General features: G+C 42.2%; 17 protein-coding genes, 1 tRNA gene, 2 rRNA genes and 1 riboswitch. Of the genes, 14 read left to right on the top strand and 6 right to left on the bottom strand.

All coding sequences use genetic code 11. The annotated features are described in order from the left end of the window. Positions 1-7 precede the first annotated feature (7 nt). From C9J40_RS06730 to C9J40_RS06675, 12 genes are all read left to right on the top strand, one after another. Complete coding sequence (locus C9J40_RS06730; RefSeq protein WP_107246277.1) at positions 8-2,134, top strand: polysaccharide biosynthesis tyrosine autokinase; 2,127 nt, start codon at positions 8-10, stop codon at positions 2,132-2,134. Between the two features lie 65 nt (positions 2,135-2,199). Continuing rightward, on the top strand, positions 2,200-3,438 hold the full coding sequence (locus C9J40_RS06725; protein WP_107206495.1) for an O-antigen ligase: 1,239 nt from the start codon (positions 2,200-2,202) through the stop codon (positions 3,436-3,438). Next, entirely contained in the window at positions 3,435-4,391 is a 957-nt protein-coding gene (locus C9J40_RS06720) for an NAD(P)-dependent oxidoreductase (protein ID WP_107246275.1), read from the top strand. Before C9J40_RS06725 ends, C9J40_RS06720 begins: the two co-directional genes overlap by 4 nt. Positions 4,392-4,480: 89 nt before the next feature. Further along, positions 4,481-5,911, top strand: coding sequence for an oligosaccharide flippase family protein (locus tag C9J40_RS06715; protein WP_107246274.1), 1,431 nt, complete (start codon positions 4,481-4,483; stop codon positions 5,909-5,911). 38 nt (positions 5,912-5,949) lie between these two features. Further along, the gene (locus C9J40_RS06710; RefSeq protein WP_107206492.1) at positions 5,950-6,933 is read left to right on the top strand and encodes a glycosyltransferase family 2 protein; all 984 of its coding nucleotides are present in this window, start codon (positions 5,950-5,952) and stop codon (positions 6,931-6,933) included. Next, positions 6,926-7,858, top strand: a complete 933-nt coding sequence (locus C9J40_RS06705) for a glycosyltransferase family 2 protein (protein ID WP_107206491.1) — start codon at positions 6,926-6,928, stop codon at positions 7,856-7,858. Before C9J40_RS06710 ends, C9J40_RS06705 begins: the two co-directional genes overlap by 8 nt. 29 nt (positions 7,859-7,887) lie before the next feature. Further along, on the top strand, positions 7,888-8,799 hold the full coding sequence (locus tag C9J40_RS06700; protein WP_107206490.1) for a glycosyltransferase: 912 nt from the start codon (positions 7,888-7,890) through the stop codon (positions 8,797-8,799). Positions 8,800-8,824: 25 nt separating this feature from the next. After that, positions 8,825-9,751 (top strand): glycosyltransferase family 2 protein, encoded by a 927-nt coding sequence (locus tag C9J40_RS06695; RefSeq protein WP_107246272.1) that lies wholly within the window; start codon positions 8,825-8,827, stop codon positions 9,749-9,751. Between the two features lie 8 nt (positions 9,752-9,759). Then, positions 9,760-10,608, top strand: coding sequence for a glycoside hydrolase family 16 protein (locus C9J40_RS06690; protein ID WP_107246271.1), 849 nt, complete (start codon positions 9,760-9,762; stop codon positions 10,606-10,608). A 136-nt stretch (positions 10,609-10,744) separates the two neighbouring features. Then, complete coding sequence (galU, locus tag C9J40_RS06685) at positions 10,745-11,617, top strand: UTP--glucose-1-phosphate uridylyltransferase GalU (RefSeq protein WP_107206487.1); 873 nt, start codon at positions 10,745-10,747, stop codon at positions 11,615-11,617. 129 nt (positions 11,618-11,746) lie between these two features. Continuing rightward, positions 11,747-14,572 (top strand): excinuclease ABC subunit UvrA, encoded by a 2,826-nt coding sequence (gene uvrA / locus C9J40_RS06680; protein WP_107246269.1) that lies wholly within the window; start codon positions 11,747-11,749, stop codon positions 14,570-14,572. Positions 14,573-14,649: 77 nt separating this feature from the next. After that, complete coding sequence (locus C9J40_RS06675; protein ID WP_107246268.1) at positions 14,650-16,389, top strand: PglL family O-oligosaccharyltransferase; 1,740 nt, start codon at positions 14,650-14,652, stop codon at positions 16,387-16,389. Positions 16,390-16,442: 53 nt separating this feature from the next. Here C9J40_RS06675 and C9J40_RS06670 read toward each other — a convergent pair whose 3' ends face one another. Continuing rightward, positions 16,443-17,561 (bottom strand): alanine--glyoxylate aminotransferase family protein, encoded by a 1,119-nt coding sequence (locus C9J40_RS06670; RefSeq protein WP_107246266.1) that lies wholly within the window; start codon positions 17,559-17,561, stop codon positions 16,443-16,445. A gap of 238 nt (positions 17,562-17,799) precedes the next feature. Next, positions 17,800-17,984, top strand: a riboswitch (Lysine riboswitch). Between the two features lie 101 nt (positions 17,985-18,085). Between C9J40_RS06670 and lysC the strand changes: the two genes are divergently transcribed. After that, positions 18,086-19,456: a lysine-sensitive aspartokinase 3 gene (gene lysC / locus C9J40_RS06665; RefSeq protein WP_107246265.1), complete on the top strand. Its 1,371-nt coding sequence runs from the start codon at positions 18,086-18,088 to the stop codon at positions 19,454-19,456. Between the two features lie 79 nt (positions 19,457-19,535). Here the strand turns inward: lysC and metH are convergent, their stop codons facing one another. Then, positions 19,536-23,204 (bottom strand): methionine synthase, encoded by a 3,669-nt coding sequence (gene metH / locus C9J40_RS06660; protein WP_107246263.1) that lies wholly within the window; start codon positions 23,202-23,204, stop codon positions 19,536-19,538. Positions 23,205-23,398: 194 nt separating this feature from the next. On the opposite strand from metH, the gene C9J40_RS06655 reads away from it, so the two are divergent. Continuing rightward, on the top strand, positions 23,399-24,679 hold the full coding sequence (locus C9J40_RS06655; protein WP_107246262.1) for a sodium:proton antiporter: 1,281 nt from the start codon (positions 23,399-23,401) through the stop codon (positions 24,677-24,679). Between the two features lie 50 nt (positions 24,680-24,729). On the opposite strand, the gene metA is transcribed toward C9J40_RS06655, so the two are convergent. From metA to rrf (C9J40_RS06635), 4 genes are all read right to left on the bottom strand, one after another. Continuing rightward, entirely contained in the window at positions 24,730-25,671 is a 942-nt protein-coding gene (gene metA, locus C9J40_RS06650; RefSeq protein ID WP_045185647.1) for a homoserine O-succinyltransferase, read from the bottom strand. A gap of 190 nt (positions 25,672-25,861) precedes the next feature. Continuing rightward, positions 25,862-25,977 (bottom strand): 5S ribosomal RNA (rrf, locus tag C9J40_RS06645). Between the two features lie 8 nt (positions 25,978-25,985). Further along, a tRNA-Thr gene (locus C9J40_RS06640) sits at positions 25,986-26,061 on the bottom strand. Between the two features lie 47 nt (positions 26,062-26,108). Further along, positions 26,109-26,224, bottom strand: a 5S ribosomal RNA gene (rrf, locus tag C9J40_RS06635). Positions 26,225-26,226: the final 2 nt, after the last annotated feature.

The following is a 26,226-nucleotide window of genomic DNA, read 5'->3' as shown; positions in this document are numbered from 1 at the left end:
AATTAATATGTTATTTAAATCACCAGAAGAGTTGGTTGTAAAAGACGAAACGATTAATTTCTCTAAATATTTTAATCGCATCAAAAATAATTGGCAGTGGATTGTGTTACTGACCGTGGTTTTCTGTACTGTCGTTTTTTTGAAGTCTCCATTAGCAACGAACTCTTATTCAGCAACATCAACATTAATGATTGATGCAACACCACTAAAACCGATTTCATTGCAAACTTTGCCCAATTACGATCCTACGCAAAAAGAATTTTATGCCACACAATATGCATTATTGCGTTCCAATGTGATTGCCGCAAAAGTGATCTCGAATTTAGATCTCACGAATAATGCTGCGTTTATGGGGACGGATGCATCACAACACGGTTCAATAAAAGCCAGAATTAAGCAATGGCTGATTGATTTAAAACAGCCTTCTGATGGCAGTGTAAGTGTCAATGATAGTTTGACTCACACCACACCAGAACAATTAAAAGCATTGCAGATTTTTGCTAAAAACTTATTGATCACGCCTGTTGCTAAAACCCAATTAGTAATGGTGACGTACACCTCTAAAGATCCAACTTTAGCAGCCAATATTGCTAATGCTGTAGGTCAGGCTTACATCAATTATTATGTCGATATTAATGAAGAGACAAATAAAAAAGCCTCTGACTGGTTAACCTCACGCTTAACCGAATTAAAAGCGCAACTTAATACTTCAGAGAAAAAACTCACTGACTACTTAGCCAAAGAGAAATTGGTTAATACGATTGCGGTTGATGAACTTGCTAATAGTGAATTGATTAACTTAACCAATCGGTTAGCGGCAGTAACTGATAAACGCTTACAAACAGAGTCCCTTTACACCACACTAAGAGGTAATCGTCATCTTAGTTACAACCAAATAGATTCAATCAGTGAAATCTCTAATCACCCACAAATTCGAGACATCACTAACGCGGAAACAGATGCTGAAAATCTGGTTGCAGAGCTATCAAAACGCTACGGTCCTAAACATGAGAAAATGCTTGAAGCAGAATCTCAACTAAGAGCTATTCGTGCGCGCAAAGATCGCATGCTGACACGTTTAGTTGAAGGTATTCATAAAGAACTTGAAAGCAACCAACGTCAAGAACAAGATCTCACCGCTGAAATAAACAAGAAAAAAGAAGAGTTCCAATCACTTGCTGTTAAAAAGTTACATTATCAGTCACTTAAACAAGAAGTGGATACCAATAAGCGGCTACTTCAAGCTTTTCTTGATCGCCAAAAAGAAACTCTTGCAACAGATAACTACAAAGATTCTATTGCCCACTTTACGGACTACGCACTAAAAGCTTATCCGTCAGGCCCTAATATTAAAAAGAATGTTTTGATTGCAGGTATTGTTGGCTTTGGCTTAGCACTCTGTATTCTTTTTGCTATCCAGTTTTTCGATACCACGGTTGAATCATCAGAAGAGTTTGAACGTTACTTCGCACTCTTTTCATTAGGTGATCTCCCGTTTGTGAAACGTCTAGCGAAAAAGAAAGGTCCTATTGATGAACAAACGCTAAATATCAAAGAAAAACCCGCTTTCTTTGAAGGGATCCGTAACATAAGAACCGCATTGAATTTAGCATTAACCCCAGATCAACGTACCGTGATGATCACATCTGCATTAGCCAATGAAGGAAAGACTACACTTGCTGTTAATCTGGCACAATCATTAGCACAAACAGAGAAAGTGGCATTGATCCATGTCGATCTTCATAACCGTGGAACGGCACTATCAACACCGAAAGGATTAAGTGAGCTGCTCAATAATACGCTTTCTATCAATGATATTATGGCGAAATCTCACCTCGATAATTTGCTTGTCATTAACGCTGGTGAGCCCGTTTCCGATCCCCAAGAGCTGCTTTCATCATCGCGTTTTAATGCCATACTTGATGAATTAAAACAGCATGTTGATAAGATCATTATCGATACACCAGCAAGCCTTATTAGTAGCGATGCCTTAATTGTGGCAAAAATATCAGATGTAAATCTCTTAACTGTCGCTGCGAATAAAACCAAACGTAATGACATAGAGCAAGCGATACATAAGTTCAGTGCATATGGGATCAATATCGATGCCGTTATGATCAATAAAGTGATGTAACCGCTATTTAAAAAGGTTTAGCGGGCGGTTAACTCTCTGTTATTCGCTCGCTTTAAATAATAACGATGCTTGAAATTAAAAAAGATACTGCAATAGGTATTACTGCCTCTTTCCTTATCACTTCTGCACTGGTTTGGAATACCTTTCTAGGATCGGTGGCCGCCCTATTATTTATTCTTGTCGGTGGCACCGTTATTATATTCCACCTTCACCGAACATTATTAGGAATCCAATATAATTGGATGGTGATGGTCTACCCGATACTCGCTTTGCTTTCCGTATTATGGTCACAATATCCAGAAGCGACATTTCGCTCATCAATACAATTTATTTTAACAACTGTGATAGGTATTGCCGTTGCCTATAACATCAAAAAAGAACAGTTCTTTGTCGGCTTATCAGGCAGCGTCATTATTATTATGGCGCTGAGCTTAGTCTCTCACCGGGTAGAGACGAACGGTATGACAGGAGAAACCGTTTTAATTGGTTATCTTGGTAGTAAGAACTTTTTAGCACAAACCGCTTCGATTGGTTTTTTCGTGGGATTTGGTTTGTTTTACACCCTAGCTAAAAATAAAGTCGAAAAGATTATCGGGCTATTGTCGATCGTCTTTTCTATTGCTGTCCTGTTAAAAGCCAAATCTCTGGGGGCGACAGTAACGTCTTTTGGCTCTATTTTTGCGTGCTTTTGTTTATATCATTTCTCCAATTTTGCGATCACCCAACGCGCACAAAAAGCGACCGTTAATCTGCTTTATTTGCTCGCTATGTGTGTCATCATTTTTGTCTATATCATCTTTGGCACTCCTGAATTTAACCACTTCATGATTGAAATCGGGAAAGATCCAACCTTAACCAGCCGAACACTAATTTGGGCTGAAGGGGATAAGGCCATTGCCCAAGCGCCCATTTTAGGTGCTGGCTATGATGCTATATTCCAGATTGGAAATCCGATCGGCGATGCGGTGTGGAAAATTGGTTTAGTACCACCAGGGGTGGGATTTAACTTCCATAACATGTTTATCCATTGGACAGTACATTTCGGTTATGTCGGCCTCACCATCTACCTTTTGATACTGGCACGACTGCTTTATAACATTCGTTTAATTGCCTGCGGACACTTTCAAAAAAGTGATTTCATTCCCGTTGCGTACTTTGTGTTTTTCATATCAAGAAGTGTGCTTGAAGTTGACTGGTTTGCCCAATTCACCCTCGCACATGTCATGTTTTGTTTTTGCTGGATTGAGCTAGAAAGTAGCGCTCACAAAGCAAAAAGATTAAATAATAAAGGTAATATTTCATGAAAACAGTGGCTATTTTTGGTGGTTCCGGTTTCATTGCTTCCCATTACATCAAGAAATTTATTGCTGAAGGGGTGAAGGTTTATTCGATTGATATTCGCGAGCCTAAAGTGCATCACGATGAAGTTACTTACATAAACCATGACGTTAGAAACCTCAATGATTTAGTGATTGATGAGCCTATTGACTGTATTTACAACTTTGCTGCGATTCACACCACACCAGGGCACCCCACTCACGAGTACTACGAAACCAATATTGCAGGGGCTAATAACGTTTGTCAGTTTGCTGAGCGTAATAATATTAAAGAAATCGTCTTTACCAGTTCAATTTCGCCATACGGTCCAGGTGAAGAGCAAAAAGATGAAAATAGCCCATTAACGCCAAACTCAGCCTATGGCTACTCGAAAATGTTAGCTGAACAAATCCATAAAGCATGGCTTGAACGCAATAGTGAGCATCAACTGACTATTGTTCGTCCTGCTGTCGTCTTTGGCCCAGGTGAAGGCGGCAACTTTACTCGCCTTGCAGCAATGATGCGTAAAGGCTTCTTTGTCTACCCAGGTCGAAAAGACACCATTAAAGCCTGTATCTATGTGGAAGATTTGATCTTTGCCATTGAAGTGGCACGTGCAACAGACAATAACTTTGAATTATTTAACGGTGCTTACCCTGATCGTTATACCCTAGAACAAATCATCGAGGCATTTAAAGCAGAGCACTTCCCAGACGTTAAAGTCTATATGGTGCCAAAATTTGTGGTACTTGGTGCGGCTAAATTACTGCAATTGGTGAACTTTCTAAACATAGGTATTCACCCTGACCGCGTGATGAAGTTGATCCGCTCAACCAATGTTTACCCTGGCTGGTTAGTTGAAAACCACATAGAACTACCAGGCAACCTACAAACAGCGTTAACACGTTGGTCTAAAGACACTGACGGTAAGTTCGACTAATTACCGCGCCAATGCGGCAAGTGTTCTCACTTGTCGTATTACTTTCCAGAGAGCCTCTCTCTTAGATACCAACATCAAAGAACATCCCTATGTCTAAGTCATCCATATCCGGTATGTTGTGGCTGTTTTCCAGTAAGCTATTTCCGCCGATCATTAACTTCGCTGTATTTACTTATACGGCAAGAATACTGGCTCCAGAAGACTTTGGTTTAGTCGCCCTTGCACTATCCATCATCTATATTATTTCAAGTTTTCTGCCCTCAGGCTGGCAAAGCGCGATTGTTAAATACCACGAGTTTGGCAAGCGCGAATTTAGTACCATTTTAGCGTTTCTTAGTTTATCGGGATTCGCTTTTGCACTGATCGCTTGCTTTGTTATTTCCTTAAACCTTTTTAGCTTTCAGTCTCAGGTATTTAATCTCGCTTTCTATTTAATGGCGATAAAAATGCCCTTTGATGCGGCAGGTCATACCCTCACGTTTATATTAGTTCGTGAGCAAAAATACAAAGCCTTGGGCTACCGCACTATTTTAGGTGCGATGGTTTCAGCTTTGACTATCCTCAGTTTGCTTTACTTTGATTTTAATATCTGGGCACTGGTGTTATCACAAACTATTATTTCGATTTTCAACTTGGTTGCTGTCTACATTCCGACTCGTAAAATGTTGGGCTGGTCATTCCGCTGGAGCTTAATTAAAGAAACGTGGGAATTTGGTTTATATAACACCTTAATCACAACCGTTGAGAGCATTTCTACCCACTTTGAATCTTTTGTGATTGGTAGCAACATAGGTAAATACGATTTAGGCTTTTTCAATATTGCCAAACGCTTATCGAATATCATCAACGATATCTTAACTGGCACGTCTTATGACATGTCATTGCCGTATTTATCCAACAGCCAAAACGATCAACAAAGTTTACAACGGGCGATCCACCAAGCTTTATTCATTACAGGGGCGATCACCTCTCCACTGTTCGTATATGGCTTTATCTATTCTGAGACGATCTTCAATTTCTTGTTCTCAGAAAAGTGGATCACCTCGGCAGGTTATTTTCAGTTTTTCTGTATTGCATTTTTGTTTATCTCTTACAGCATGATCAACAAAACTGCGATCATCGTGACGAACCGATCTCGCTTGTGGTTTAGAGTACAAATGATCATTGCGGCTATTTATCTGCCGACATTGTACTTTGCCTCAACCATTGATATTCATGCAGTACTGTGGAGCTTCTTAGGTGTTAATGCACTGTATTTCTTCACCTCGACCTACTTGGTGACCAGTGAAATTAACACCTCGTTTTACCGCTATTTAAAAAGTTTATGGCCTATTTACACCGCATTAGGTATTACTGCATTCGCTGCGATGAATCTGCCTTTAATGCCGTTTACTCACGAGTTTTTCAATTTGTGCTTTAGCGCCATTCTCTTTTTAAGCTGTTATATCGTGTTGTTGCTCCTATTCTCACGACACTTTTTATCGATTGATTTATCCAATAAAAAAATCACCTTCCGCTAGTGATTTCTGCTTTTTAACTAAGACTTAAAGGTTATATTTTGAGCTGTTTAATTATCATTCCTTGTTTAAACGAAGCTGATCATATTGGTGATCTTTTAACGCATTTTTCTCCATCATTAACAGACAACAGTAAACTGGTTGTGGTTGATGGTGGCAGCCATGACGGCACGCAAGAAATCGTGGAGCGTTGGTCTGAAAAAGATGATCACATTGTATTGCTTCACAACCCAGATAAGATCCAAAGTGCTGCTATGAACTTAGCGGTGGATCAATTTGGTGACGATTATGAATACTTCATTCGTATTGATGCTCATGGTCAGTACCCAGATGATTTCATTGCGTCTTTACTCAGTGAAGCAGAAAAACACCAAGCGGATTCTGTTGTCGTCAGTATGTACACCGAAGGTCACACGCCTTTTCAAGTATCAGCGGCTATCGCGCAAAACTCCAAATTAGGTAACGGTGGCTCACCACACCGCAATGCACAAAATGATGGTAAGTGGGTTGAGCATGGTCATCATGCACTAATGAAAGTATCGGCATACCGCGCGGTAGGAGGCTATGATGAAACCTTCATCGCCAACGAAGATGCAGAATTAGATAAGCGTTTAACCGATGCGGGTTACAAAATTTGGCTAACGGGTCAAACGGACATGACTTACTTCCCTCGTAAAACGCCAGAATCGCTATTTAAGCAATACTACAACTATGGCAAAGGTCGTGCCGCTAACTGTATAAAGCACCACACGATCCCGAAACTGCGCCAGTTGATCCCATTATCAGTGGTACCTGTATTACTCATGGCGTTATTGCTTAGTGAGTGGCATTTTATTTTTGCTCTACCCGCTCTATTGTGGATCGCCGCCTGTTTACTCGTCGGCGCGACGGGTAAGTCAGATCAGTTCCCACTCAGTGCTAAGCTTTCAGGGATCCCAGCCATGATCATGCACTTTGGTTGGTCACTCGGTTTTTGTGCAGCCTTGCTCTTCCCAGCCTTCAGAAGGAAGCCTGTTCATGATTGATCCTAATGTAATTACGATCGGTTTATGTACATATCATCGCCAAGAAGTTACCGACACGCTCGATAGCTTGGCGAAGGTCGCGATCCCCGACGGTAAACAAATACAGATCGTGATCGCTGATAACTCGGTGGACGCTAATTCAAAAGCCTTAATCGAAAACTACGCCAAGCAGTCGCCATTAGCGATTCATTATCTCCATGCGCCAGCCTCTAATATCTCAATTGCGCGTAATGCTTGTTTGGAGTGGGCACTCAATCATAGTCAATATTTGATCTTCCTTGATGACGATGAATTTGTGGTAGAGAACTGGCTAAGCGCCCATCTTGATACCGCACAACGCGAACAAGCAGATGTGGTGATAGGCCCAGTACGCAGTATTTACCCAGAGCAAGCACCTGAATGGGTGAAAGCGCTCGATTTACAATCAGTAAAAGAGCCAATCATCGCACCAAGTGGCAAGATTGAAACCGCCAACTCCGGTAATACCTTAATCAACCTTGATTTTATTCGACAGCACCCACTGCGCTTTGATTTGGAATACGGTTGCTCTGGCGGTGAAGATTCGATTTTCTTTCGTCAGTTAACGATGAAAGGTGGCACCATTGCCTTTTCTCAGCAGGCAGAAGCCTCTGAGCATGTACCACTAGCACGCACCGAGTATGACTGGCTGTATCAACGTCGTTTTCGTTGTGGGCAAACCCACGGCAAGATGTTACTACTCGATAACGCGAGTACCTTCAATCGCTTAAAACAGACATTCCTCGCTGGCGCTAAAGCAGGATTTAGTTATGTCTATGCGTTGCGCTTTATAAATCAAGAAACCAGCCAAAAGTATTTTTGGAAGTTGCGCGTTGCCCTACACCTCGGCGTGGTAAGTGGTTTATTAGGCAAACAGCACCTCACTCAATACGGTGACACTCACTGATCTTGTTCGTTTTTATTCGTGGCTAAATTATGAAAAGAGTACTGCTCACAACCTTAACTACGGGCTCACGTATGGCGACATTCTGCCAGTGTATTGAGAGCCTACAGCAGCAAAATATCAATGATACATTTAGCATTGATATTTTGGTTGTTGAAAACAATAAAACTCACAATCAAGCGGTAGTTGAGGCGATTGCTCGGTATCAGCACACCCCTTTTACTATCCATCATCAATTGGAAACTACAGCAGGTATCCCTTTCGCACGTAATAACGGGTTACGCTTCGGTCAACAGCAAGGCTTTGATTATTTGGCTTTTGTTGATGATGACGCAATTGCCGATCCAAACTGGATCCAAACGTTATTTGTCGCCTTACAAAATAATCAGGTTCAAGTGACTACAGGGCCACAATTTCCAATTTATCCTGATGACACAGCAACATTATATACCGCAGCCAAGGTTTACCATGAACGTAAACTGGCAGATGGTGCTGCGCTTTCTTGGGCGGCAACCAATAACGTTTTGCTTGATTTACACTTCTTTGCGCAAAACCAATTAGCGTTTAATAACCAGCTGATTTTCGGTGGTGAAGATAAGGCATTGTTCCAACAAGTTGGTCGTCATGACGGCAAGATATTATGGGTACAAAATGCGATCATTAGTGAGTTTATTAGCCCAGAGCGTCTTAATGTGAAATGGGCGCTCAAGCGTCGTTTCCGTATTGGTGCCACCGAGTTTCAAATTGAATCTTGCATTAACTCTCCTGCAAAAAGCTATGCTCGCTGCCTATTCAAAGGCTCCGCTTACTTAGCAAAAGGCGCACTGATGTTACTGCCGGATGCATTACTGCCAAGCCGTAGCATCCTCAATTCCTTAGGCGATCTTACCCATGGCTGTGGGTTCTTTTACGGCTTATTTGCCAACGTTAAAAGCTACACTTGATCTGACTTATTACGAGATTCTATAGATGGCAAATCCAATTCAAGTTTCCGTTGTCATGGCGGCATGGAACTCTGCTCAATTTATTACTCAAGCCATTGATTCTGTTTTGCAGCAAACCGACGTTGAGCTTGAAGTGTTAGTGGTCGATGACGCATCAACCGACAATACCGTGGAAGTTGTCAGCAAACATCCCGACCCTCGGGTAAAAGTGCTCACTAGTGAACAAAATGGTGGGCCGGGTGCAGCGCGAAATATTGGTTTTCAAGCGGCACAAGGTGAATGGATTGCAGTGGTCGATTCTGATGACGCGATGCAACCAGAGCGCCTTTCTGTCATGCTAAAAATGGCAGCGAATGATACCGACATCATTATTGATAACTTCTGTGAACAAACCGCAGATGGTGTACAAACAACACCGATTTATAACCGTGCTGAATTACCTGTTGGCGACTTCAGCCTTGCCCACCTCATTGCAACCAATTTAATGTTCAGTGATGTACATTCAACAGGTTATGTTAAGCCACTGTTTCGCAATGCGTTTATCAAACAACATCAAGTGCGATATTGGCCAGAAGTGAAGATTGGCGAAGACTATTATTTCTTGGCTAATTGCCTCGCTTTTGGTGCAAAAGCGCAAGTTGTCGATTACTGCGGCTATATTTATACCATTCGCGAAGGGTCTATCTCACGTGTCATTAATATCGAACATATCGATACCTTGCTGAAATATGACACCCAATTAGTTAATAGCTTTAACTTTGATGCCAGTGCGGTAAACGCTCAGCAATATCGCACTAAAAATATGAACACAGCGCGTAAATATTTAGAGATCGTTGCCAAGTTAAAGCACAAAGATCTTTCGGCATTTATCGACATGATTAAATATCCACACTCAGCATTATTATTATCGCTACCCGTAAAAAAGCGTCTCAATAGAGCACTTAACAAATAGGTTTTGTCATGAAAAAAACACTTCTTGCTAGCACATTACTTTTATTTTCTGGCTATAGCTTTGCCGCGCAACACGACACTTCATCTCACGTTGTTGATAAACAACACAAACGTTTAATATGGGCGGATGAGTTCAATTCAGGTACACGTCCGAACCCTAAAGATTGGACATACGAAACAAAGTTTATTCGTAATCAAGAAGATCAGTACTACACCACCAGCAGTAAAAACTCGCGTATTGAAAATGGAAACTTGGTGATTGAAGCGCTGAAAGAAACCGTACCAAATGCAGATTACAATCCCAAGGGCACTCAGTGGTATCAACAACGTAAAGACGCCTATTACACCTCAGCCAGTTTAACCACCGCGGGAAAACATTCTTGGGTACATAAACGCGTTGAAGTACGCGCAAAACTACCGCAAGGGCGTGGCACATGGCCTGCTATTTGGCTACTCGGCGACAACATTAAAACCGTTGGCTGGCCTGCATGTGGTGAAATCGACATCATGGAGTATGTTGGCTACAACCCACACTTTGCATACTCTACGACCCATAAATCGGATCGTAACCAGACTTTAGGTAACTCCATACCAGGCGTGATCCAAGATGACAAATTAGAAGATGGTTTCCACACTTACGCAACAGAATGGGATAGTAATGAAGTTCGCTTCTACTACGATGGTAAGCTCTATCATACCCAGCAGCGTAACGGTGAAGCCTGGCCATTTGATAAGCCAATGTACCTGATTTTAAACCTCGCTATCGGTGGTGGCTGGGGGGGACAGAAAGGAATAGATAACTCTATTTTTCCACAGGAATTTTTAATCGATTATGTTCGTGTCTACGATCTGAAGTAACAAACTTTAAAGTCGCAAATAATGAAGTCTTTCGCATTTAAAAAGAAAGGTGCTCTATTTGCTGATATATGCATTAAGTCTTTAATAATATAGCAGTATAAAACGTAATAACTTTATATACATACTAGGATGTACGATGATAAAAAAATGTCTCTTTCCTGCCGCAGGCTACGGTACGCGCTTTTTACCCGCAACCAAATCAATGCCAAAAGAAATGATGCCCGTAGTTAACAAACCCTTGATTGAATATGGCGTAGATGAAGCAATCCAAGCAGGCATGAACCGCATTTGTATTGTGACAGGTCGTGGTAAAAACACCTTGATGGATCACTTTGATAAGAATTACGAGCTTGAGCATCAAATCAGTGGTACTAACAAAGAAGAGCTATTGGTTGATATTCGCGACATTATTGATTCAGCGTACTTCACTTACATTCGTCAGCGTGAAATGAAAGGCTTAGGCCATGCGATCCTAACAGGACGTGAGCTTGTAGGTAACGAACCCTTTGCTGTGATACTTGCCGATGACCTTTGTGTAACCGATGAAGAACAACAAGGCGTGCTGGCGCAAATGGCTGAGCTTTATAAGCAATTTCGCTGCTCCATTGTCGCGGTTGAAGAAGTACCAGAAGAAGAGACACACAAGTACGGCGTGATTTCAGGTCAAATGCTACGTGACGATCTATTCCGTGTTGATAACATGGTAGAAAAACCAGAGCCCGGCACTGCGCCAAGTAACTTAGCAATTATTGGTCGCTACATCCTTACACCTGACATCTTTGACATTATTGAACAAACAGAGCCCGGTAAAGGTGGCGAAATCCAAATTACTGATGCCCTAATGCAACAAGCACAAACAGGCTGTGTATTAGCATATAAGTTTAAAGGTAAACGTTTTGACTGTGGTAGTGTTGAAGGCTATATCGATGCAACTAACTATTGTTTTGAGCATGTTTACAAAAAAGGTAAACATAAAGAGCTAGCCCAACAGAAAACTGGCAAGAAATAAACACACAATCCCGCTTAACCGCGGGATTTTTTTTATCCATTTCACTGTGTTTTTACTCAGTATTTTTTGCTCATTATGATCCGCTGTGAAATACTAGTCGTTAAATAAAATAAAAGAATCATCACTGATATGGATAACATCGAAGTCAGGGGTGCTCGCACCCATAACCTTAAAAATATTAATCTAACGATCCCCCGCGATAAGCTCATCGTTATCACAGGGTTATCAGGTTCGGGGAAATCCTCTCTGGCTTTTGATACCTTGTATGCAGAAGGTCAACGTCGTTATGTTGAATCTCTTTCTGCCTACGCACGTCAGTTTTTATCCCTGATGGAAAAGCCTGATGTCGATCATATTGAAGGGCTTTCGCCTGCCATTTCCATCGAGCAGAAATCCACCTCGCACAACCCACGTTCAACCGTTGGTACGATTACCGAAATTTACGACTATCTACGTTTATTGTACGCCCGTGTCGGTGAGCCTCGCTGTCCAACCCATGACATTACGCTTGCAGCGCAAACTGTGAGTCAGATGGTCGACCAAGTCTTAGCCATGCCAGAAGGCAGTAAGCTAATGCTACTGGCACCTATCATTAAAGAGCGTAAAGGTGAGCACGTAAAAACGCTGGCGAACTTAGCTGCACAAGGTTATATCCGCGCCCGTATTGATGGTGAAGTTTGCGATCTTTCCGATCCACCAACATTAGAACTACATAAAAAACATACCATTGAAGTGGTCGTTGATCGCTTCAAAGTTCGTGACGATCTACAGATCCGCTTAGCCGAATCTTTTGAAACCGCTTTAGAGCTATCAGGCGGTAATGTAGTGATAGCACCGATGTCCGGTGAAGAAGGTGAAGAGCAGGTATTTTCTGCCAATTTTGCCTGTCCACACTGTGGTTATAGTATGCAAGAGCTTGAACCACGCCTGTTCTCGTTTAACAATCCAGCCGGTGCCTGTGGTACTTGTGATGGGCTTGGTGTTCAGCAGTACTTCGATCCCGAACGGGTGATTCAAAATGGCGAATTAAGTTTATCTGGCGGCGCTATACGCGGCTGGGATAAACGTAATTTTTACTATTTCCAAATGCTTAAATCACTTTCTGAGCATTATAAGTTTGACGTTGAAGCACCCTTTGATTCGCTATCGAAGAAAGTCAAAGAAGTCATTTTAAACGGTTCTGGCAATACAGAGATCGAGTTTAAATACATCAACGATCGTGGTGACATTACCGTAAGACGCCATCCATTTGAGGGGATCCTCAATAATATGGAACGTCGTTACCGTGAAACCGAATCAAACTCGGTACGTGAAGAGCTAGCTAAATTTGTTTCGACTAAGCCATGTGCAAGCTGTCATGGTTCACGCTTACGCCAAGAAGCACGTCATGTGTTTATTGGTGAGACTAACTTGCCGCAAATCTGTGAAATGAGTATTAGTGGCGCGCACCAATTCTTTGATGAATTAGCCTTAACGGGGCAACGGGCACAAATTGCAGAGAAGATCTTAAAAGAGATCAACGAGCGTTTAAGTTTCTTAATCAATGTTGGCTTAAACTACCTGAGCCTATCTCGCAGTGCCGATACTTTATCTGGCGGTGAAGCACAACGTATTCGTCTTGCCAGCCAAATTGGTGCGGGGCTTGTGGGCGTGATGTACGTTTTAGATGAGCCTTCCATTGGTCTCCACCAGCGTGATAACGAACGACTACTCAAAACCTTGATTCACCTACGTGATTTAGGCAATACCGTGATTGTAGTTGAACACGACGAAGATGCTATTCGTGCCGCTGATTACGTGATTGATATTGGCCCTGGTGCGGGTGTTCACGGCGGTAATATCATTGCGCAAGGTGGCGTTAAAGATATCTTAAAATCAAAAGAATCTTTAACAGGCCAATACCTTAGCGGGAAAAAAGCAATTGAAATTCCCACTGATCGCACACCGTTTGATCCCGAAAAAACCGTCAAACTACTGGGCGCTACCGGTAACAACCTAAAAGATGTCAATGTTGAAATCCCTGTTGGTTTATTTACCTGTATTACCGGTGTTTCTGGCTCAGGAAAATCAACACTTATTAACGATACCTTCTTTGAAATTGCTCATCACAAATTAAATGGTGCAACAACTGGCACACCTGCGCCGTATCGTGAGATCCAAGATCTAGAACATTTCGATAAGGTTATCGACATTAACCAAAGCCCGATTGGTCGTACTCCGCGTTCAAATCCTGCCACTTATACCGGTATTTTCACCCCGATTCGTGAGCTTTTTTCAGGCACTCAAGAAGCCCGTTCCCGTGGTTATAAACCAGGGCGTTTTAGTTTTAACGTTCGTGGTGGTCGCTGTGAAGCCTGCCAAGGTGATGGTGTTATTAAAGTTGAAATGCATTTTCTTCCCGATGTTTATGTCCCTTGTGATGCCTGTAAAGGAAAACGTTATAACCGTGAAACCTTAGAGATCCGCTACAAAGGTAAAACCATTGATGAAGTGTTAGAGCTTACGGTTGAAGATGCACGAGAATTCTTTGATCCGGTTCCCGCTATTGCAAGAAAGTTACAAACCTTAATGGATGTTGGTTTATCGTATATTCGTTTAGGTCAAGCGGCGACAACCTTATCAGGCGGTGAAGCACAACGTGTAAAACTCGCAAAAGAGTTATCGAAACGCGATACCGGAAAGACACTTTATATTCTGGATGAGCCAACAACCGGACTACACTTCCACGATATTCAGCAGCTATTAACAGTGCTGCATAAATTGCGTGATAAAGGTAATACCATTGTGGTGATCGAACATAACTTAGACGTAATAAAAACCGCAGATTGGATCATCGATCTTGGTCCAGAAGGCGGCAGTGGTGGTGGCGAGATCATTGCAACAGGAACACCTGAAGATGTAGCTAAAGTAAAAGGCTCACATACAGCAAGGTTCCTTAAACCGCTACTAGGTTAGAATATGAAAACACGCTAACATATGATAACAGGCTGATTTTACTCAGCCTGTTTGCTTATTCATACTCAGGAACAACCATGACAGTGTTACAACTCGAAGGTACCAGATTAGAACAGAAACGGATTTCTAAACCATTGGTACGCTATTTCCTTGCAACAATCGGTGTTATTTTCATTGTTGCAATGCACTACTTCCAACACAATCCAGGTGGTTCAGGGCTTGAACTCTCGTTTAATGCTGCAGTTTGGATCCCTTTTAGTTTTGCTATCTCCTTCGGCTTACTTGAAATTTGTCGCCAACAAATCTGGCGTTATTCACGCCTGACACTATTATTGTTTGCTTGTTGTGTACTGCTGACTATCCCCATTTTTTATTCCAATGCTGATGCTGGAGCGGCGTTTAATCGCTTGTTTACCTTATGGGCTGGATTTCTGTTTTTTGTCAGCTTGCAGCAATTCGTCTTTACCCACCAGCAACGCCAACGTTTGTTATGGTTTATTTTAATTGGGGTACTCATTGAAGCCATATTTGCGTGGTACCAATACCTTTGGATCCCAGCAAAGAACCCTATCGGCTATGACACTATCGCTAACCGCCCTTATGGTATTTTTCAACAACCAAATGTGATGGCGAGTTTTCTTGCAACAGGGCTTGTGATTGGTACGTATCTATTAGCACGTATTCCGCTATATCGCGGTAAATGGTCATGGCAACATGTCACTTTGCTGATAACACCTATACTAACGATTCCAATATTAGTGGTATTGAACTCTCGTACAGGCTGGCTAGGCGCAATTATCGGTATAGTACTAATGCTGCCGTATTTACGTCGCTTTGCCGCAAAACAAGCTCAACGTTTATGGTTGTTAATGGTTACATTAGGGCTTTGTTTGGCATGGAATATTTCATCAACAGAGAATTGGTCACCAAAAGAAAACAGCACCAGTTTAGAAAGTTTAAGAGCAATCCACTTCCCACAAGCCTATGACATGTTTACAACTAAGCCTCTAACAGGTTATGGCTACGGAAAGTTTGAAGCCGCTTACATCACACAAACTGCGTTATGGCACAATGAAGATCCAGCGCAGCATGCAGGTGTTCCGAGCTTAGATCACCCACATAACGAGTTACTTCTCTGGGCTGACGAAGGCGGTATTGTGCCACTTATCGGTTTATTGCTTGCTGCGTTTGCAGTAATAATAAAGATAAGAAAGGCGCCTGCTGGTACTCAATTAGCGTTAATCGGATTGTTTTTCCCTATCGTTCTGCATACCCAACTTGAGTATCCTTTCTACCATTCATTAGTCCATTGGCTGATCTTTATCATACTGATATTTTGGGTAGATAACCTCACCACCAAATATCATCGCCAATCATTAAGCTACGTACTAGGGCTGAAAGTTTTCGCACTTATTGTACCAATTTTTATCTCTAGCTTTATGATAACGACCCTGTATTCAGGTTGGCAGTTAACTAAATTTGAAACCACTCGACCAGTAAATATTGAATACTTACTTAAGGTGAATAATCCATGGTCGTGGAAAAACCGTTTTGATTGGGATTTACAACTGACCCAACTGCAACTCGGAATTAGCAGTAATAAGCCAGCACTAATTGAAGACTATATTCAATGGGCAACCGAGAAAGCGAAAACGTGGCCGCGACCAGCGCTGTATCAAAACCTGATCCTTGCTTACGATGCCCTCGGCAATAAAGAGCAAGCATCACAAATCAGAGATGAAGCGCTGTTCTTATTCCCATCTTTAAATTTTGAGCAGCAAAACAGCGAAGCAAAGGCAACGTCTGCTGCTAAATAACTATAAAAAATGGCTACCCAATTGGTAGCCATTTTTATTTACTCATCAATAAATTACTTCAATGTGGTTTCTAGCGCTTTTAAGCACAGCGCAACATTTTCACTTCTCGCACCATAGCCCATCAAACCGATACGCCACGCTTTACCTGCCAACGCACCTAAACCTGCTCCGATTTCCAAGTTGTAACGTTGCAGCAACTCATTACGTACCTCAGCATCATCAACGCCTTCAGGGATATAAACCACATTGAGTTGGGGCAAACGTGACATTTCTTCTACCACAAATTGGATCCCAAGCTTTTCAAGCCCTGCTTTAAGCTCTTCATGGACATTTCGATGGCGCTGCCATGCATTTTCTAACCCTTCGTTTTGCAATAATACCAAGGCTTCATGCAACGCATATAAACTGTTTACAGGTGCAGTATGGTGATAGCAACGCTTACCTTCACCACTCCAATAACCTAGCACCAAACTTTGATCTAAAAACCAGCTTTGTACTTTGGTTTTACGTCGTTGGATCTTATCAATCGCCTTTTGAGAAAACGTTAATGGCGATAACCCCGGCGTGCAGGACAAACACTTTTGGCTACCTGAATAAACCGCATCTAATTGCCACTCGTCCACCAGCAAAGGAACACCACCAAGTGATGTCACCGCATCAACAATCGTTAAGCAATCATGTTTACGGGCAATTTCCGCCAATGTTTTCGCATCACTCAATGCGCCGGTTGAGGTTTCGGCATGTACAAAAGCAACAATTTTAATTTCAGGATCGTTTTGTAACGCTTGATCCACTAAATCAGGATCAACCGCCGCCCCCCATTCGTTATCCACAACGATAGCAACACCACCACAACGCTCGACATTTTCCCGCATCCGTTCCCCGAAAACGCCATTACGGCAAACTAGTACTTTATCCCCAGCTTCAACGAGATTAACAAAGCAGGCTTCCATTCCTGCACTACCTGGCGCTGAAACAGCGATAGTAAAGGCATTTTGGGTTTGAAAGGCATATTGCAACAATTGTTTTAATTCATCCATCATACCGATAAATAATGGATCAAGGTGCCCTACCGTAGGACGACTAAGCGCTTGTAATACTTGCGGATAAATATCTGATGGTCCCGGCCCCATGAGGGTTCGATGCGGTGGGATAAAGCTGGTAATTGTCATTCTTTTGCTCCGTAAAGTCATTGTCCCTGTCGATATTTTTATGTGGAACGCGTTGCTATCTATTTTAGAGTATTAGAGCCCTTTCATTGGTGCAAGCGACCTATACCGATCCCATGACACACATTGACGAAATATCATATGTAAATAAATTGTCATATTCCATTTGACAACAGGGTGATGAATCTTATTCAATAAGATGATATTTTATTCAAGCACTTATTATTCAAACAGTACGACTTAAAACGGAAGAGGAGCGTTACCTAGGTATCATAATGACAGGACCCCATCCAATCGCCATTATGAGAGGGAGAGTAACGCCGAGGTATAACTGATTAGGGGATGAGTTATATCGGCTATGAAGGTTGAATCCTTCTAGCTGTCACCAAGGTCAATGATTGACATTGGTGGGGAGCTTCTGGGTGAGTGACTATTCACCTCTTATGCTCTCCTGACAGGATGTCGGGAATACTCCCGAAAAAATAGCCTACCTTGTGATGTGTTTACTATTTAGGGAGAAATTAATTATGGACAAGGCTGCAACACATTCAGATTCACTCACTGTCGCAAAATTTGGCGGTACCAGTGTTGCTGATTACACCGCAATGAGCCGAAGTGCTGCCATTGTTATTGCTAATCCAGACACTAAAATTGTGTTAATCAGCGCCTGCTCTGGTGTCACGAATATTCTGGTAGAACTTGCCAATGGCGTGAGCGATTCAACGACCCGCCAACAGCGCATTCAGACACTGACCCAAACCCACCAAGATGTTCTTGATCAACTTCAGCACCCAGAAAATATTCAAGACGCTATTTACGGCCTACTTGATAACATCGCAACCTTAGCTGAACATGCGGCATCAACAACCTCTGCACAATTGACCGATCAAATTGTTAGCCATGGCGAGCTGCTTTCAACCCATCTTTTTAGTCAAATATTAGTCGAGCTAAACGCCCCAGCTGTACGTGTAGATATTCGTTCCATCATGCGTACTGATGATCAATTTGGTAAAGCGATCCCACAGCCAGAAACAATTAAGCAATTAGCGACTGAGCAATTATTACCACTATTAGACAATAATATCGTGGTATCACAGGGCTTTATTGGATCAAACAGCCAGGGTGTTACGACAACACTTGGTCGTGGGGGAAGTGACTATAGTGCCGCTTTAATCGCAGAAGCCGTAAATGCTAGCACATTAGAGATTTGGACGGACGTACCGGGTTTATACACTACCGATCCACGTATTACATCAGCCGCTAAACCGATCAAAGAGATCAGTTTTAGTGAAGCTTCTGAAATGGCAAACTTTGGTGCTAAAATTTTACACCCATCAACTCTAGTACCAGCTGTTCGTCAACAGATCCCTGTATTTGTTGGTTCATCAAAAGCACCGGAGCAAGGCGGTACTTGGATCCGACAATCCGTTGAAGAAGCGCCACTATTTAGAGCACTCGCATTACGTGCCAACCAAACCATGGTGACACTCACGAGCTTAAATATGTTCCATGCTTATGGCTTTTTAGCCGAAGTCTTTCGTATCTTGGCTGAACATAAAATCTCAGTTGATCTCATCACAACCTCAGAGGTCAGCGTTTCACTGACCTTAGATCAAACTGATACGGGTGGCGGTGCGCCAACGCTTCCGCTTCAAGTCGTTGAAGAATTAAGCCAATTATGTGTGGTTGACGTCGAGCAAGGGCTATCACTGGTTGCACTTATCGGTAACCAAATGAGTGATACGAAAGGCTCAGCAAAAGATATCTTTGGCGCGCTAGAAGATCATAACCTTCGTATGATTTGCTACGGTGCTAGCCCACATAATTTATGTTTCTTAATTAATGAAGATGAAGCTAAAGACGTGGTTCGCACACTGCACGCATCTTTGTTGGAATAAGCTCTTTCTAACTAACCCAAATAAAGTTCCGATAAACAAAAAGGCGCATTGAGCGCCTTTTTTAACGATTGATTAAGCATTAAAGATTTGGGCCTAACCATTTCTCAGCTTCGATCAAATCCCAACCTTTGCGATCAGCATAACTTTCTAACTGATCTTGCTGGATCTGAGCAACCGCAAAGTAACGAGAATCAGGATGTGAGAAATACCATCCCGAAACGGCAGCACCAGGCCACATTGCGTAACTTTCCGTTAGTACCATGCCAGTATTTTTCTCAGCATCAAGTAACTGCCAAATAGCACCTTTTTCGGTATGCTCAGGACATGCGGCGTAACCAGGTGCAGGACGAATACCTTGATACTTTTCTCGGATCAAATCGTCATTATTCAGATTTTCATCAGCTGCATAACCCCAAATATCTTTACGTACCATTTCATGCATACATTCAGCAAAGGCTTCCGCTAATCGATCCGCAACAGCCTGTACCATAATGGCATTGTAATCATCACCTTTTGCTTTAAATTGCTCAGCAATGTCATATTCACCAATCCCACCTGTTACCGCAAAAGCGCCAATCCAATCAGCCTTGCCGCTCTCTTTAGGCGCAATATAGTCAGATAAACAATAGTTAGGACCTTTCGGCTTTTTGGTTTGCTGACGTAAACCATGCAGCACAGTTAAAACATCAGTTCGGCTATCGTCTGTGTACACTTCAATATCATCACCGACATTATTGGCAGGGAATAAACCACACACACCGTTAGCTTTAATCATGCCTGTTTTCTCGATCTCATCTAAGATTTTATTAGCATCATTAAACAACTTAGTCGCTTCTTCACCCACAACTTCATGACGAAGAATCGTTGGGTATTTACCACTTAATGACCACGTCATGAAAAATGGCGTCCAATCGATATACTTACGAATTTCAGCTACAGGGAAATCAGTGAAGGTGTGAACACCGGCTTTTTTCGGTACTGGCGGCGTATAATTTTGCCAATCAATATTAACCGCATTAGCACGTGCTTCTTCTAACGAAATAGGTGCGGTACGTGGTTTCTTACGCGCATGTTGCTCACGTACCACATCGTACTCTTGGTTTAAACGCTCAACAAACGCTGGCTTTTGTTCATCAGACAATAACGCAGAACAAACACCTACTGCGCGTGATGCATTAGATACATACACTACTGGCTGATTGTAGTTTTGCTCAATCTTAACCGCCGTGTGGGCTTTAGAAGTTGTTGCACCACCGATAAGCAAAGGGATATCAAATCCTTGTCGCTCCATTTCTTTGGCAACATGGACCATTTCATCAAGCGATGGCGTGATCAAACCCGACAAGCCAATAATATCGACGTTTTCTTCTTTGGCGACTTTTAGAATTTTATCGCATGACACCATCACTCCAAGATCGATAATCTCGTAGTTATTACATTGCAGTACAACGCCGACTATATTCTTACCAATATCGTGAACATCGCCTTTAACGGTTGCTAGAAGTATTTTACCGTTGGTTTGTCCAGCCTGCTTTTCAGCATCAATATACGGCTCTAAATAGGCAACAGCTTGCTTCATGACTCGAGCCGATTTTACGACTTGCGGTAAGAACATCTTACCTTCACCAAATAGATCACCAACAACGTTCATCCCAGCCATTAATGGCCCTTCGATCACTTCGAGTGGTTTACTGGCTTTCTGACGAGATTCTTCAGTATCTTCAACAATAAATTCGGTTATACCTTTAACTAGCGCATGCTCTAAACGCTTTTCAACTGGCCATCCGCGCCATTCTGCAGCGCTGCGATCTTCTTCAACATTACCGCTATCTCGGTATTTAGCGGCAATGTCTAATAAGCGCTCTGTACTATCATCACGGCGATTAAGCACAACGTCTTCAACCGCATCGCGTAATTCATCAGGCAGATCATCATAAATTGCAAGCTGACCTGCGTTAACAATTCCCATGTCCATACCGTTTTTAAAGCAGTAATACAGGAAAACAGCGTGAATAGCCTCACGTACCGCATTGTTACCACGGAAAGAGAACGAAACATTCGACACCCCGCCTGATACCATGGCATACGGCAGCGTGCGTTTGATATCCCCTACCGCTTCAATAAAATCAACGGCGTAATTGTTGTGCTCTTCAATACCTGTCGCAACAGCAAAAATATTAGGATCAAAAATAATATCTTCAGGTGGAAAGCCGACTTCATCAACCAACACACGATAAGCATTAGTACAAATTTCAATTTTACGTTCGCGAGTATCCGCCTGACCAACTTCATCAAATGCCATTACGATAATCGCTGCACCATAACGACGAAGTAATTTCGCTTGAGTGATAAAGTTTTCTTTACCTTCCTTCATCGAGATAGAGTTAACAACAGGCTTTCCTTGTACACATTTAAGCCCTGCTTCTAACACTTCCCATTTAGAAGAATCGACCATAATAGGCACTTTTGATATTTCGGGCTCGGTAGCACAAAGGTTTAAAAAGCGTACCATTGCAGCCTTCGCATCAAGCATCCCCTCATCCATATTAATATCGATGATTTGAGCCCCAGCCTCTACTTGCTGACGAGCAACCTCTAATGCTTCATCATAAAGCTCTTCTTTGATTAAGCGCTTAAATCGAGCCGAGCCTGTCACATTGGTACGTTCACCAACGTTAATAAATAAGGTATCAGCATCAATCGTTAACGGCTCTAACCCTGATAAACGGCAAGCAATAGGAATATCAGGTAATTGGCGAGGTTTAAGATTTTGAGTCGCTTCATACATGTGGCGGATATGCTCTGGCGTAGTACCACAGCACCCCCCCACCATATTGAGAAAACCACTTTTCGCCCACTCGCGGATATGTTCCGCCATTTCTTCAGCTTCAAGATCATATTCGCCAAAGGCATTAGGTAAACCCGCATTTGGGTGAGCTGAAACAGCACATTCTGAAATACGCGATAACTCTTCAACATACTGACGTAATTCATCAGGCCCAAGCGCACAGTTCAAACCAAAGGAAATAGGTTTAACATGACGTAATGAGTTATAAAACGCTTCCGTTGTTTGTCCAGAAAGAGTACGTCCCGAGGCATCTGTTATGGTGCCTGAAATCATCACTGGTAGTTCAAAACCCAACTCTTCAAAAACCCCTGAAACGGCAAAAGCACAAGCTTTAGCATTCAAGGTATCAAAGATAGTTTCAAGCAAGATAATATCGGCGCCACCTCGAATTAAGGCATGTGTCGATTCAGAATAAGCTTCAACTAGTTCATCAAAGGTAACATTACGATAGCCAGGATCGTTAACATCAGGAGAGATAGAGCAAGTACGGTTTGTCGGTCCTAAAACACCGGCAACAAAACGTGGTTTTTCTGGTGTTTTAGCGGTCCATTCATCAGCAGCAAGACGAGCGAGACGCGCTGCTTCATAGTTAATTTCCGCGCTCAACGATTCCATGTCGTAATCCGCCATCGCAATCGTTGTAGCATTAAAAGTGTTGGTTTCTAGAATATCCGCCCCGGCTTCTAAATACGCGAGGTGAATATCTTTAATCAGCTGGGGTTGGGTTAATACTAAAAGATCATTATTCCCTTTTAGATCAGAATGCCAATCAGCAAATCGTTGACCTCGATAATCATCTTCTTCCAATTTATAACCTTGGATCATGGTGCCCATGCCACCATCAATGATCAGGATTTGCTCTTCCAACCGCTTATGCAGTAATTCCTTGCTGTTTAACACGTCACTACATCCTTATAATCCATTACAGCTTTGTAACATCCTACCACACTTCAATTGGGGATAAAGAAAGCTAAATATAATTTACACAACAAAAGCTTTTCAAAATAAAACAAATTATCAGTAGCCATTAATTACTGATGGTTTTACTATTTCGTCACAAGTTTTCTAACAACCCACCAATCTAGAGGTTACGCATGTCGGTCTATAGCACACTCTGCTTTCTGGCTGCAGCAGCAATGCTTATTGCTTTTGTAAACAGTAAAATAGGTAAGATGCAAACAACCATTGCCATCACTGCCGGATCATTAATCCTGTCACTATTGATCATCATTGCGGGACACAACGGTTGGTTCCATCTTGAAGATGTTGCCGCGACTCAAATCAGCAAAATAAACTTTGAAGATTTCCTATTAAAAGGCATTTTAGGCTTCTTATTATTTGCTGGCGGCTTAGGTATCAAGTTACCCCATCTTGAAGATCAAAAGTGGGAAATTACCGTATTAGCACTGGGCGCCACTTTATTCTCCACCTTTTTTATTGGCTTCAGTTTATGGGGTATCTGCCAGTTAATCGGAATTCAACTAGATCTGATTTACTGTTTACTCTTTGGTGCATTGATTTCCCCTACCGATCCTATTGCTGTATTGGCCATCGTTAAGAAAATGAATGCGCCTCGCCGTATTTCGACTCAAATCGAAGGCGAGTCTTTATTTAATGATGGGTTTGGCCTCGTTATCTTCGTCACCATGTTTACCATTGCTTTTGGTGATACCGCACCAACAGTGATGGGCGTAACCCAGCTATTCTTACAAGAAGCGATTGGTGGCATTGCTTACGGCTTTATTCTTGGTCTAGTTTTCCACTACCTCATTAGCTCAACCAATGATCACTCTATGGAATTACTGCTTACTATCGGTATTCCAACCGCAGGTTATGCTTTAGCAGAAGTTCTTCATGTCTCTGGCCCACTTGCTATGGTGGTATCTGGGATCATGATTGGTAACTGGACCCGTTATATTGGCTTTTCAAAAGAAAGTGAAGAGCACCTAGATCACTTCTGGGAATTGGTTGATGAATTCCTAAATGGGGTCTTATTCCTGTTAATTGGTATGACCATGCTTGATTTTAGCTTCCACCAAGAAGACTGGATCCTAATGATTATTGCGGTACCTTTAGTTCTTCTAAGCCGTTACATCAGTGTCAAACTGCCATATGTGGGCTTCAATCGCTACCGCCAGTACAATCCAATGTCAGTCAAGATCCTCACTTGGGGTGGCTTACGCGGAGGTTTAGCATTAGCAATGGCAATGGCTATTCCTGCTGGAGTCATGGTAATTCCAGAGAAGGGGATCGATGTCCGAGAAATCATCCTCGTAATGACATATTCAGTGGTTGTATTCTCGATCCTGATCCAAGGTTCAACCATTACCCCATTAATTGAAAAAGCCAAGCTTTGGGAATTAAAAAATAAATAAGTAATTATTCCATCAACAAAAAAGCCTGCACTTCAATGCAGGCTTTTTTATTATTCGTCTTTCGTAAAACTCGCTTCGGAGAAGTGCTCTAAATCGTAAGGCGTTTGCTGATATACACAATAGTTTAGCCAATTACTAAATAGTAAATGACCATGACTACGCCAACTCGCAATAGGTGCATTCGAAGGATCATTCTCAGGATAATAGTTCACAGGTACTGCTGGCTCCATCCCTTGTTCGCTATCTCGTACAAACTCATTATGCAATGTATCTACATCATATTCAGGATGCCCCGTTACGAATACATTACGTTTATCTTTTGTTGCTGCTAAATATACTCCAGCCTGCTCTGAAGTCGCTAATATATCAAGATCAGTATGCTTGGTTAAATAATCATGAGAGAAGTCAGCATAGCGAGAATGGGGGGCAAAGAAAGTATCATCAAACCCTCGTAGTACCGGGTGATGACAATCATGAATTCGATGTTGATAAACACCTGATAATTTCTCTTTTCGTGTACGCTTCGGCAAGTCATAGAGAAGTTTTAGCCCAGCTTGAGCAGCCCAACAAACAAACATAGTTGATGTTACATGCTCTTTTGCCCAATTCATGATGATTTGAATTTCTTCCCAATAAAGCACATCTTCAAATTGAACTAAACCTAACGGCGCTCCCGTTACAATCAATCCATCAAAATTACGTTGCTTCACCATTTCAAACTGACGATAAAAAGTATCTAAGTGTTCTTGAGGAGTATTTTTTGTTGGACGATTATCGATTCGTAATAGCTCTACATCTACTTGAATTGGGCTATTGGATAATAAGCGTAAGAACTGTGTCTCTGTCTCAATTTTTTTTGGCATTAAATTTAATAATAATACCTTCAACGGACGGATCCCCTGGCTAGCAGCACGCTTCTCTGTCATCACAAAGATATTTTCACTGCGCAGAATATCAGTAGCAGGTAGGCGATCAGGTATTTTTATTGGCATCTTTGTTGACTCCTTTCGACACAAGATGTTTAGCCGTCTAAACTTCCATCAACGTTATAGAAAAAGAAAGGCAGACGCAAGTTTAGTACAAAATAATAACATAATAGATAAATATAGAGATAAAGAGATATGGGAAATATGAGGGCTTATAAACGAGAAAACCCAGCCGAAGGCTGGGTTTTAAAATAAGATTTAGCGATGTCCTACTCTCACATGGGGAGGCCCCACACTACCATCGGCGCTACAACGTTTCACTTCTGAGTTCGGCATGGGATCAGGTGGGACCGCTGTGCTATGGTCGCTAAACAAATAAATGGTGCTAGTACCCAGATTTGAACTGGGGACCTCACCCTTACCAAGGGTGCGCTCTACCAACTGAGCCATACCAGCACACAAAGCTTGCATGAAAGCTGCTTATGCAACATTCTAAATTTGAAGCCTGGCGATGTCCTACTCTCACATGGGGAGACCCCACACTACCATCGGCGCTATTACGTTTCACTACTGAGTTCGGCATGGGATCAGGTGGGTCCATAACGCTATGGTCGCCAAGCA

This window comes from Photobacterium sp. GB-72 (genome assembly GCF_003026095.1).
GTDB lineage: Bacteria > Pseudomonadota > Gammaproteobacteria > Enterobacterales > Vibrionaceae > Photobacterium.
The sequence above is the reverse complement of the archived record's forward strand: the minus strand, read 5'-3'. Positions and strand labels throughout refer to the sequence as shown.